The following is a 12,132-nucleotide window of genomic DNA, read 5'->3' on the forward strand; positions in this document are numbered from 1 at the left end:
TTCGAACGGCCATAATGACAAAACAATGCGAGGAAATGTTTATTTCTTGGTGTAAAAATGATTTCTACGAAGAGCGGCTGCATCACCTGATTACTATCATTTTTTTGCTCTTATATAAAAAAAAGAGGGCGCCCCAAAAGTACACTTTGGAACACTCCTACCAACAAAATAGGATGATATTCATAAAAAACCAAGGGGTTAAGCGGTCTATCTTCGCTTAGCTCTTTGGTTTTTATAGTCTATGGCTGCTTTCTTTAGCAGATTTTGAGCAAGGGAAAGCCCGTCAAAGATGGCGTCGGCAGATGATTTATAGCGGCGTTAACCACGCAAATGGATTAGTTTCTTTTTGTTTAACGAAATGAATGTGGGTGCCCCTCAGTCACCTAAGATGACTTTTGGGACACCCTTGACAAGGTATTAGCTGTTTTTTCGGAATGCTGCTTGACTCTCCTTATCTGACTCCTCTTTGGGTGCAGCCGATGCTCTGATTAGCCATCTGCTGCTCGTCGCCGGATATGTTAAACTCGCCAACGGACATTTTAGACTCTTAGCAGACTTGTTCTCATGATTCGAAGGGCTAACGGACATTTCGGGCGCTTAGGACGCTCAAACGACGCTGGTTCATTCCATTCCACTCTCTTAGCAGCCAAAATGTCCGTTACAATTCTGACTCATCCAAAAGCGGACCGTAAGGAGACATAATGTCCCTTAGACCAAGTACTTCCTTCCCTTAGATCAAAGGTACCGCATTGCTTATATTGGGAAACAGAGTTGATCCCGGCTATATCGAATGTACAAAGAAACCTAGTCAACAAATCACTTTATAAAGGTAATATTGCGTGCGTACTCATTCACATCGAGCGCCGGATGATTGATCGTGTCCACCTGCTCGTCTCCGATCCACAGATTATCGAAGATGAGACCCGTAGTAATCCTTTCGTTATCAAAACCATAAATTCGAGACGGATTCGCAGAGCCTCCCGCATAATAAATGTTGCGAAATACGACTTGTTCAATGCGTTGGCCGGGCATTGGATTATAGTCCTTATTATGGATGACGCGAACGTCAAACAATTGTCCCTGTTCGATTTCCTCAACTCGTATGCTTTCAAAGACAACGCTTCTCACCGTATTCCCATCGCCAGCGTTAATCGCCATGGCTCCCCAATAATTCGGCTGCGGCTCATGATGCTCCAAAATGTCGATATTCTCGAAGCGCAGTGCTTCGATGGTATCCCCGTTCTTTTGATGATTTCCGTGCGTGCCGACCATAATTGCATGCGCAACGTCCGCCCATAGAACCGAATTGCGCACCGTTACATCCCGGGCATCGCCATAAAAATCCCAGCGTGACCCATATACCGCGATGCAATCGTCCGAATTCCGCATAAACACATCGTCGATGTCAATTCCCTCGCTTGCCATCATATCGATGCCATCCGACCAGCCCCGGGTGCTGAACGATTTGAAGTTGCGGATAGAGATACCTTGCGACTTACCGATAAAGATACTGTAGTGCGGCGGGTCGACAATAGTGATGCCATCAACGGAAATATTTTTGGAGAATACGATCCGAATGCCCCGGAATGCCGAGAAACGGTGAAAATCAGCCAAATAGAGAAGCCCTCGCCCCCGGATCGCAACATCCTGCACATGATCACATACCAAAGACCCGACGAAGACCGCTCCGCCAGCAATATAGACGGTTTTGCCGGAAGGAATCGGCAGTAAGGTCTCCTCCAGATAATGCATGCCCGGCATGAAAAAAAGAATATCCGCCGAGGATACCTTCTTCAAAAGATCCGGCAGACGATGAATTCCTGGGCGAATAGCCGCAACGTTCGGGTCATCGAAATTCGGAGCGTCCGTCTCGATCGGATTCGCAAATAAATGAAGATTGCCGAAGCGATCGCCGTTACATTCAATAGAGAGCTTTCGCGGGCGGTCCAGCGTAAGCAGGATCGTATCTCTTTCTAGCCGGAATGGAACCGCATAAGACAAGGGCCGAATAACTGCTTCCTTCAGCTCTTGTCGCCTGCATGTTACAGATACCTCGACGGCGCCTTCCATATCGAAATATACCATGGATGCTTCTCGCACATTGTGCATATCGACCCGTACTTCGTAGACAGCAGCTTGCTGCCATTCACCGTTCGGCACCCGTACCTTCACTTCATAATCATCACGCAGGACAGCGCCTCTCGGCGCCTCGTATGTCACTAGCCGATTCATCTGTTATCCCCCTTGCCTTTAATAGATTGAAGAAATCCTGTCCGGTATTTCAAAGGCGTTGTTCCAACCTCTTGCTTAAATACTTGGACAAAATAAGAAGCGTTGGGAACTCCAACCTCATTTCCGATCCATTCGACCGGCTTGGTTGTAGTCTCGAGCAAACGGCACGCATGCCTCATTCGTTTTGCCGTAATATACTCCTTCAACGTGCTGCCCGTCTCCTCATGAAACAATTTGGATAAATAGAACTTAGAGATATGCAGCGCATCAGCCAGGTCATTCAGATGAAAGCTTTCCTGATAGTGCTCATCAATCCACTGCATCGCCTCCTGCGCATAGCCCACCGACTTACGCTCATTCGCCCAGGCCGGAGCCTTTAGTCCAGACGTCGAGCTGCGAATCATATAGTCCAGGAGACGAAGAATCATCATCGTAATTTCCTCGATATCCTCGCCTTTTCCTGCTTTTCTTGAGCGTTGGTAGTCTTCCAGATTATGCTCGATCACCGTTTTAAACTCCGCCAGGTCATAGGCCTGTATCTTGTTCTGACCCCGCCACAGAGCTGCAAATAGGGCGTGTCTTTTGGTAAATGAGCGCAACTGCACATCGATATACTGCGGATCGAAATGGAAAATCGTACGCGTGTAAGGCTGTTCAGGACTTACATTCGCATAAACATGGTGGAGCTGATACGGTCTAAAGAAGAATAACATGCCCGGCCGAATGGGAAAGGTCTCTCCTCCCAGAACAACCCTTCCCGCGCCCTCATAGACGTAAATGATCTCGCAGCATTGATGCCAATGATAATAACCCTTATAGTGATCCGTGTTATGCAGGCGGTAATCCCAAAACAACTTACCGCCCCCAAACACGACCGCCTCAAACATTCTCTTCATAACCTTCCCCCATGCATCCAGTTGGATTACCAGAGATAAAGATCATTGCCCTTCATTTTAAAAGCAGCCTCCATAAAGAAGAAATCCCCGTATATGATCGGATGATGGTGCCTGGCCACACTGTAAGCCGAAGAGCCCTTCTGAATAATAGCATCGGAATGCTCCGTCCAATCGCTCCTCCTTTCAAGCGCCTGCATGAGCTTTAGCGCCGCTCCGACATAAAGCGGTTTTTCGTATGCTCCGACGATCTTGGCAATCTCGATCAGCCCGCATGCGGCAATAGCCGCTGCCGTATCGTCCTCCCGCTTCGGCTCCGACGGTTGACGAAAATCAATGGGTATGACGCCGTCCTCCGGTATATTGGCTAAGAAGTAATGTGCGACCCGTTTAGCGGTCTCCAAATATTCTGTTTTGCCAGTATGGATATAGCTTAATATGAAGCCGTATAACGCCCACGCTTGGCCACGCGTCCAGGAGGAGCCTTCGCCGAAGCCCTGACCGCCGTATGTCCGAACGATACCGCCGCTGGACGGATCAAACTCAACGATGTGATTCACCGAACCGTCCGCTCGGACGAAGGAAGTCATCGCCATGTCCGCATGCGCCACCGCAATATGCTTGAAGCGCGGGTCACCCGTCTCCTCAGTCGCCCAATACAACAGCGGCAGATTGAACAAGCAGTCGATAATCGCCCATCCCCGGGTGTCTGCAGAAGGCAAATCGTTCCACGCCCGGATGAAACCGCCCGCAAGATTGAAGCGCCCGGCAAGCAGATTGGCGGCATGAAGAGCTCTTTTACGGGACTCCGGATTTCCGGTTATTTTGTAATTGGCTACGCTTGTCGGCAACCACATAAATCCGACGTCATGGTGCAGACCGTAAAACTGTTCGAAGCACTGATCCAGCTTGGCCTCGGATAGCACGGCAATTTCCTTATATTTTTCATGGCCCGTCTCGTGATACATCAGCCACATCATCCCGCCCCAGAAGCCGTTCGTCCACCAGTTAATCCCGTCATCTGTGCCTCCGGACGGATTGCAGGAGGAACGGTCATCATGGGTTCCATCAATTGTCGTGTACGGGATTTTATCCCTCGACTTCTCGCTGACCCAGTCCATCTTCGCCGTTATGCCTGCGATCAGGCTGTTCAGCCATTTTTGCTCTTCGATACCTAACATGTGCACGAACCTCTTTCCTTTTCAAGAGTTGTTCCTGATCCTGTCATTCAGTGTAACCCCCGTCCAAGGCAAAAAGTTTGCTATTTGAGGCACAAAATGTTGAGTTTTTGCTGATATGATAATGGTACGACTGGAGTCAACAGCTCAATTTTCCAGCTAAAAAGCCTCCCGGGGCGGGAGGCTTTTTAGCTGTTCATTATTAAACTAATACCAGCCTTTATACAGGATCGCATGGAGCAGGTCTGGTATTCATCGGATCAGAAAAACGGCGCCGGCGCACTTCAAATCAATAACCGGCTGAATCCTCAAACCGGATGGTTTCCCCGCTTTTCCCTTCCGTTTCAAATAAAACGACCTCATTCATGCCATGCTTTAGCAAGGGAGCTGGAATGTACAGTCTTTTTTGCGGACCAACTTCCCAGAACCGTCCTAAATTAAAGCCGTTTATGAAGGCCACGCCTTTGCCCCATCCCGTAAAGTCCAGGAATGTATCGCCCTTTTCCCCAATTTCCAGTTCAAACCGGTAAAATGCCGGAGTACCTTTAAGGTATCCCTGGGTAAAGTCCAATGTCTCCAAATGATCAAGTGAAAGCACATATTGCTTCCAATCGCTTTGGAAAGCGCCGTTGACGATAACCCCGCCCTTAATCCCTTTGTATTGGCTGTTCATCTTTACGGAATAGTTGACTCTGCCCATATTTTCAACCAGTACCATTAGTTCATTTTCCGGATCCGGTAAATCAAAAGATTCTTTCTCTTCCATATCAAGATCGTACTTGGTGAATATATGCTTCTTATTGATAAAAACTTGGGCCCGATCAGCGCATTGGATCAATCGAAAATCCTCGACACGTCTTTGCTTTCCTAAATCCGCCTGATACAACACATATCCGGAAGGCTGGTTCAACGCTTCCATCGTTAATGGATACGGAGATTTTACCGGTTCAGCCAGTTGACCCGCCACGGAAAATAGGGATACCTTCTGCTTCACGGGAATTTCACCGTAGGCCTTTTTTTGAATATCCGTTGAAAATTCCACCTTCGGCAATTCGGTAAAACGGGCAATCACTTGCTGAAAGGCTTGATATTTTGGCGTAATATCGCCCCACTCTGTCAACAGCGCATCATAATCGTATGAAGTTGTATCGGGTGACAGCTTGTCATAATAATTAGCTCCGCTTGTAAAGCCGAAGTTGGTTCCGCCATGGAACATGTAAATATTCACGCTGCCCTCACTCAAAATATCGCTCAGCTCCGCTGCGGCACTCTCGGCATCGCGAGTATGATGCTCTTTATCGCCCCACGCATCAAACCATCCGATCCAGAACTCCATGACCATAAGCGGCCGTTCTTCGCCGTGAAATTCTCTTAGCCGTGCAAAATACTCCTTGGTTCCCGAACCGCAGTTTATCGTAGGCAACGCTGCATCCTGGACCGAACCGTTGTCCAGCATATCGTGCCACGGGCCGTCGGAGGTAACTAGAGGCACCGTTGCGCCATGCTTTCTCAATAATTCGATCAAAGAATAGAGATAATTTTTATCATTGCCGTAGGAGCCGTACTCATTTTCAACCTGCATCAGAATAATAGGTCCGCCGTCGCTTATTTGCAGATCCTTGAATTCCTCGAACAAACGTCGATAGTAGCGATCGATTTTCTCTAAATAGGGAGGGTAACTGAAGCGCAGCTTCATCTCCCCGTCCCGCAGCAGCCAGAAGGGCAGACCGCCGAATTCCCATTCGGCGCAAATATAGGGAGAAGGTCTTAAGATCACATACAAACCGAGCTCTTCGGCCGTTTGAATAAACTTTCTGACATCGTACATGCCCGAAAAATGATACTCGCCTTCCCTTGGCTCGTGCATATTCCATGGAACATAGGTTTCCACCGTATTGCAGCCCAAGGCTTTAAGCTTTTCAAGGCGATCCTGCCAATATTCCGGAACAACACGAAAGTAATGAATGGCCCCGGAAATAATCTTGAACGGCTCTCCATTCAAATAGAATTGGTCTGTAACAGTAAACGAACGGTCAGGTTTCGACATGACATTGGCTCCTTCAATTATTGATGGTAATAGATAGATATATACACTATCTTTATCCTTTGCACAATAAATGCAAGCTGGCAGGAAACTGACCTTTCATGCTCAGTTTGTCTCAAGACTCTATCCGGACAGTGCCTAGCGGGCATCTCCGCAACCCGGATTTAATAGAAGATCGCAGAAATATAATCAATATCCTCTGAAATTGGCCGATCATCTCCTTGCCGAAGTGAATAAAGCCGCTTGTTTGCTTCTTCTAAAGGTTTAGTAACCTCCGGATACTCCCGGTTGCATACATCAACCAGGCCTATATTGTAATTTTCTCCATCAAAACGCCCCAGAAAGGGCTGGTCATTCAATTGAAAGTAATGAATGCCAAGGCAATACGGCACGACAGCGGCCGCTTCTATATATCGGCGTATGGCTTTGCCACGGTTCTCCTGGTCCCTTACCCCGCGGATCCCGGTAGCCGGCAATCCCCGATCAATGGCACCAAAGTGAAACTCTCCCACCATAATTGGCATGCGAGCATGAGCAAACACTTCTTCCACCGCAGCGTTGCATGTCCGTTCATAGCAGTTAATCGAAAAAATATCAAAATACTCGCTGCCGCTATATAAGTCCGGGCTGGAGACATACGCATAGCGAATTCCCAAATTCAAGTGATGAGGGTCTGCTTGCTTAAGCGCCTGTGCAGGAACCCGGATATATTCGCTGATGAGTATTCGAGAGAAAGCCGCTAAATCCGCCATTCCGACTTCGGTTATATCCGGAAATTCTCCGAGCATGAACAGATCTTCAAAGGTACCCGCTTCCGTTCCCCAGCTGCGATTGAGCTCAGCCAAATCAGAGTAACGCCCCATCAGAAATTCGATCAGTTTCTTCTTGGAGGCCAACTGTCTCTGACTGCGAAGCAGTTCGTATCCCAGATTCAAATCATTCACAAAAGCCCAATTAGGTTCGTTCGACATGAAGTAACCAATCAACCAGCTGTCATCCCGGTACTCGTGAAGTTGCCGGGCATAATTGACAGAACGCTCCCTATATTCTTCAGAAAAAACATCTGGAAAATCGCGATAAATCGGTGTGGTGGTTGCAGGAAATTGATTCAGCATAACGACGTAAGGAATTTTTGATTTGCGGGCAAAATCAAGATCGCTCCAAGCGGCAATCGTATTGATGCCCCAGCGAATCAGACGGTATTTGGTAATGTCGCTCCATGCATCATACCATTCCTGACCGAAGGCGGACCTGAGATTTTCAACCGGATAATCTCGCATGGCGCCCTCGTTGTTCACCGGCCCTGGCGATTGTGGAGTCACACAATCCAGCCCGCTGCTAAAGAAACCATATCCATCAGGAGTGACTAGCCAGTAACAGTCGCCCACCCGTTCCAGACGGAAATAACCTGTAGCCTCAAATCGGATGGTCTCAGTCCCATAATAACTATCCGTATACCTCTGTAAAAACTGACGAGCCTCCTCTCGCAGCGACTCCAAGTATTGCTGACTTGCCTCGGCATGCTTTGTTTTGCCTAGCCAGTCTTTCCCGGTGTACTGTCCCAGGTCATCAATTAGAAAAGCGTGTTCCGTATTTATCACCGGCTCTTCCCTGGAAAGGCGAACGTTTTTTATCGCAAGGGTCGTCTGGCGATGAGAGGGGGGCTGACTAATGGCAAAAGCCTTTAATCGGTCAAGACTAATCCGATTGCCCTTGACAACGGTCTTCAGAATGCCGGGTCGGCGCGGACCGAATAAGGTCTGTCCGTCCAAATACTGCAGGGGCATGCATATGGTCGTTTCCAAACGTGGCAGAATTCCCACGGCAATAAACAAATCGCTATTCTTGTCCGTGTGATCCTCCCAAAAACCGAAATTAAAACATACAGCGTAATCCTCCTTATTTTCTACATCCGCCAATAGATACGCATATCCCTCCAGCCTCTTTCCGTCGAGTTGATAGAGGAGGCCGCCTCCTTCCTCATCAAATCTGAATAAGGCTTCCTCTAGTTGGCTGCATCCCCGAAGATTAGGCTCTTTAAGCAGATCATCCATTCAACGCTTCCCCCTTTTTCTGTTACGTATAAAAGGGCAACCCTTCCTTCTGCCAGAATTCGGTTGCCCTGGAAAAACTGTTATTTAAGTCCCATCAAAGACATTACGTCCGTTTTTTTGGCGTTTTCGTACCATGCGTTGACTTCTTCCGTAATAGTATCGCCGCCCTTCTCAGCCCATTGCTTGACAAAGGTATCAAACACCTCAAGCGGTTCATTTCCGTAAATGATTTTGGTGAACGTTTCCTGCTCCATCGTAGTCAACTGTTCCCATACGTTCTGCATCGTGGGGGTAGGCGGGCCGTTAAATGGATTCGGCAGCAACGTGTCGCGGTTTTCATAGGAGATGGCAAAGCCGTCCTTCGTCGTTTGGCTGGCTGCAGCCGCAGCCAATAACGGACCGCTGTCAGGCGAAGCGCCGTTGGCCAGGTCATAGTAGTTTTTACCTGCCGGGCTGACACTCGGCGTGTTTTTGGTGAAGGCCATTTTACCGACAGATTGAATCGCTTCCATCGGCTTATTGAATTTGACAGGATCGAAGACAATCTCGCCATCGACAATATCAAAGTCATAGCCTTGGGCATAGCCGTATTGGAAGTCCCCAGTACCGAACGCTGCATCGTACAGCTTGTCGTAGTACAGGAAGAAGCCCTCCATATATTTGAAATCCTTATTGAACATGAACACCCCATCATTTAACTGGGCAGACTGATACGTTTTATCACCGCTTACGCCCAGAATCGTAGGATAAGCGCTGACCTTGGCGCCGGGCACGTTCTTCTCCACGTCCTTCACACTGTCATAAAGCCAGGGGCGGCCGATAATGATGCCTGCCTTCCCTTCCGTAAACCCGGACAACGCGTCCCAGGCACCCTGAGTAGCCAATTCTTTGTTCAAATATCCTTTAGCATACCAGTCGCGGAGCTTGGCAAGAGCATCCTTGTTTCCGGGATGTATCGAGCCGTAAGTAAGCTTGCCATTGTCGTCATACCACTGCCGCGGAAGATGCTTGCCTGTAAAAGCGCTGAAAATCATGACCGGATCGCTCACCCAGCCGGTATTATAAGAGTCCTTACCCGAAAACGTAAAGCCGTACGTATCCTTTTTGCCATTACCGTCAGGATCGTCATTGGTAAATGCGACGATCACCTGCTCAAATTCCTCGACCGTGGTAGGCGCCTTGAGTTGCAATTTGTCCAGCCAGTCCTGGCGAATCAGCATCACTTCGCCTTCCGTTAAATTCGGCGCAATCGCCATTCCGTAAACTTTACCGTCCTTGATCACCGGGTTAAAGGTGGTCGGATATTGTTTGTAAATTTCTTTAATACGTTCAGGCATATAGGTTTTGATGTCTTCCGTGATCTCTTTGACCCGCCCTGACTCGATTAGGTCGTTCATAATCATGGTGTCGTATACCGGCAACACATCCGGCAATACCTCGGAACCTGTCAGCGCCAGCCGCAGCTTGGTGTTATATTGAGAAGCGTCGCCGCCCAGCAGGGTGGTTTCAATTTTGATGCCCAAGTTTTGCTCGCCCCAACGGGTCAGCACATTATCGTTCAAGCTTTCGCCATTGATGTATTTGCCGGCATTTTCGTCCTGCTGCTTTGCAATCGTAATTGTAATCGAAGGATCGTATTTGCCGTCCTTGAGCTCCGCTTCCGGAGCGCTGCTTCCGGGGCTCTTTCCGGAGCCGCAGCCGGCCAGCAGGCCCGCCGCCAAAATGACCGCCATTCCCACAGCCAATATATTTCTATTCCTCATGGAATCATACCCCTTTGCTATTTTTTCCTTATCCCGCCGCTATTCCTTCACCGCTCCAAGAACAATCCCCTTGACAAAATATCTTTGTAAAAAGGGATAGACCGAAATAATCGGCAGTGTGCTGATAAAAATTTGCGCCGCTTTGATGCTTTGTTCCGCCATCGCTTCGGCTTCGGATTGACTCATTGCCATACTTTGAGCGTTGCTTTGCACCACCACAGTCTGCAGGAACGAAGCCAGCGGGTACCGGCTAGTATCCGACATATACAAGATTCCGTCGAACCAGGAATTCCAGTGCCCTACCATAATAAACAAGGCTACTGTAGCAAGTCCCGGTAAAGATAACGGCAAATAGATTTTTTTGAGGATGGCAAAAAAGGAAGCTCCATCAATAAATGCCGCCTCTTCCAGCGCTTTCGGAATCGTTTTGAAAAAATTGACCAGAAGGATCAGGTTGTAGGCTCCGAAAGCGCCCGGTAATACCAGCGCCCAAATGGTGTCCTTAAATCCAAGACTTGTTATCAAGATATAAGAAGGAATCAGTCCCCCGGAGAAAAGCATGGTAAAGATGAAAAACCACATCAGCGCGTTACGGCCGCGAAACTCCTTGGACAAGGCGTATCCGGCACAGGTTATGACAAACATGCTGATAGAAGTCCCCAAAACGGTCCGAATCACGGAAATCAGCATGGAACCGGTGAAATTGGAATTTCTAAATGTTTTCATGTAAGCGTCCACGTTAAAATTCACCGGCCAGAAAGACACCAGATTGCCGTTGACAGCCGCCTTGCTGCTGAACGATTGCGCCCATAAATGAATCAGCGGCAAAAAACAAGACAATCCCGCCAAAATCATAAAGGTGTAATTAAAAATAGAAAAGACCTTATAGCCCGTCGTCTTATGGTACATTCTCCTCCTCCTTCCTGACTAGAATATTTTGTAGTTGGCATACTTATAGGCCAGTCGGTAGGATACAACGATCAGGATCAGGCTGATGCCCGATTTAAACAGCCCCACCGCCGTCCCGAACCCGTACTGTCCATTCAGCAAGGAGGAACGATAGACGTAAGTGTCAATAATATCTCCTGTACTGTATACAAGCGGGTTGTACAAATTGAAAATTTGATCGAAGCCGGCATCCAGAATGTTGCCCAGGCTGAGCGTTGCAATGACGATGATCATCGGCATCATACAGGGCAAGGTCACGTGGAGAATTTGCTGCCGACGCGTGGCTCCGTCGATTTCTGCCGCCTCGTAATACGAGGGATCGATCCCCGTAATCGTCGCCAGATAGACAATCATGCCGAAGCCGAAATTTTTCCACAAATCACTGATGATGACCGTAGGCCGAAATAATCCGGGATCACCCAGAAAGAAAATCGGCTTCATCCCGAAAACCTGGGTCAGCACATGATTTACGCCGCCGTCCAGCCCGAGAATGTCGATCATCATCCCGGCGACGGTAACCCAAGACAAGAAGTGCGGCAGATATACGAGTGTCTGCACGCTTTTTTTCACCCCGATATTTCGGATTTCGCTGAGCAAGATCGCCATAACGATCGGCACGATAATGCCGACGATAATTTTGGAAACTGCGATAATCAGCGTATTGGAAATCGCCTGCATCGACTCCTTGTACTCGAAAATTCTTGCAAAGTTCTCTAGTCCAATCCACTCGGAACTTCCAATGCCAAGCCATGGCTTGTAATCCTGAAATGCCATGACAAGACCAGCCATGGGACCATACGAAAAAATACATACAAAAAGGAACGCAGGAACGCACAGCACATACAAGGGCCAGTTTTTCTTGATCTCCTTCTTCCACGGGGTCGGTTTAGGCATCCCCGGACTGGCCCTTTTTGCTGATTTTGCAGTCACGATCTGGCTAATTGCACTTACCCCCTTTATGCAAACTCTGAGAAAGTCTTCCTCGAACTCAAGCTTAACAAAAGCGCTTTCATACAAAAA

Annotated in this window: 8 protein-coding genes; all 8 read right to left on the minus strand. The window is 48.3% G+C overall.

What is annotated here, in order from left to right:
* Nucleotides 1–816: 816 nt before the first annotated feature.
* Complete coding sequence (locus KI362_RS15485) at nucleotides 817–2,232, minus strand: glycosyl hydrolase family 28 protein (RefSeq protein WP_301628380.1); 1,416 nt, start codon at nucleotides 2,230–2,232, stop codon at nucleotides 817–819.
* Nucleotides 2,229–3,128 carry an AraC family transcriptional regulator gene (locus KI362_RS15490; RefSeq protein WP_301628382.1) on the minus strand — a complete coding sequence of 300 codons (900 nt, stop codon included), beginning with the start codon at nucleotides 3,126–3,128 and terminating at the stop codon, nucleotides 2,229–2,231. The genes KI362_RS15485 and KI362_RS15490 overlap by 4 nt, the downstream gene beginning before the upstream one ends.
* 26 nt (nucleotides 3,129–3,154) lie before the next feature.
* Nucleotides 3,155–4,306, minus strand: coding sequence for a glycoside hydrolase family 88 protein (locus KI362_RS15495; RefSeq protein WP_301628383.1), 1,152 nt, complete (start codon nucleotides 4,304–4,306; stop codon nucleotides 3,155–3,157).
* A gap of 286 nt (nucleotides 4,307–4,592) precedes the next feature.
* A complete protein-coding gene (locus KI362_RS15500) occupies nucleotides 4,593–6,350 on the minus strand; it encodes a glycoside hydrolase family 35 protein (protein WP_301628385.1) in 1,758 nt (585 codons plus the stop codon).
* A 161-nt stretch (nucleotides 6,351–6,511) separates the two neighbouring features.
* The gene (locus tag KI362_RS15505; protein WP_301628386.1) at nucleotides 6,512–8,401 is read right to left on the minus strand and encodes a beta-galactosidase; all 1,890 of its coding nucleotides are present in this window, start codon (nucleotides 8,399–8,401) and stop codon (nucleotides 6,512–6,514) included.
* Nucleotides 8,402–8,481: 80 nt separating this feature from the next.
* The gene (locus KI362_RS15510) at nucleotides 8,482–10,164 is read right to left on the minus strand and encodes a hypothetical protein (RefSeq protein WP_301628388.1); all 1,683 of its coding nucleotides are present in this window, start codon (nucleotides 10,162–10,164) and stop codon (nucleotides 8,482–8,484) included.
* A 39-nt stretch (nucleotides 10,165–10,203) separates the two neighbouring features.
* Nucleotides 10,204–11,073 (minus strand): carbohydrate ABC transporter permease, encoded by an 870-nt coding sequence (locus KI362_RS15515; protein WP_301628391.1) that lies wholly within the window; start codon nucleotides 11,071–11,073, stop codon nucleotides 10,204–10,206.
* A gap of 18 nt (nucleotides 11,074–11,091) precedes the next feature.
* On the minus strand, nucleotides 11,092–12,006 hold the full coding sequence (locus tag KI362_RS15520) for an ABC transporter permease (RefSeq protein WP_301628526.1): 915 nt from the start codon (nucleotides 12,004–12,006) through the stop codon (nucleotides 11,092–11,094).
* Between the last annotated feature and the right edge of the window lie 126 nt (nucleotides 12,007–12,132).

The organism is Paenibacillus apis, assembly GCF_018333295.1.
Lineage (GTDB): Bacteria > Bacillota > Bacilli > Paenibacillales > Paenibacillaceae > Fontibacillus > Fontibacillus antibioticophila.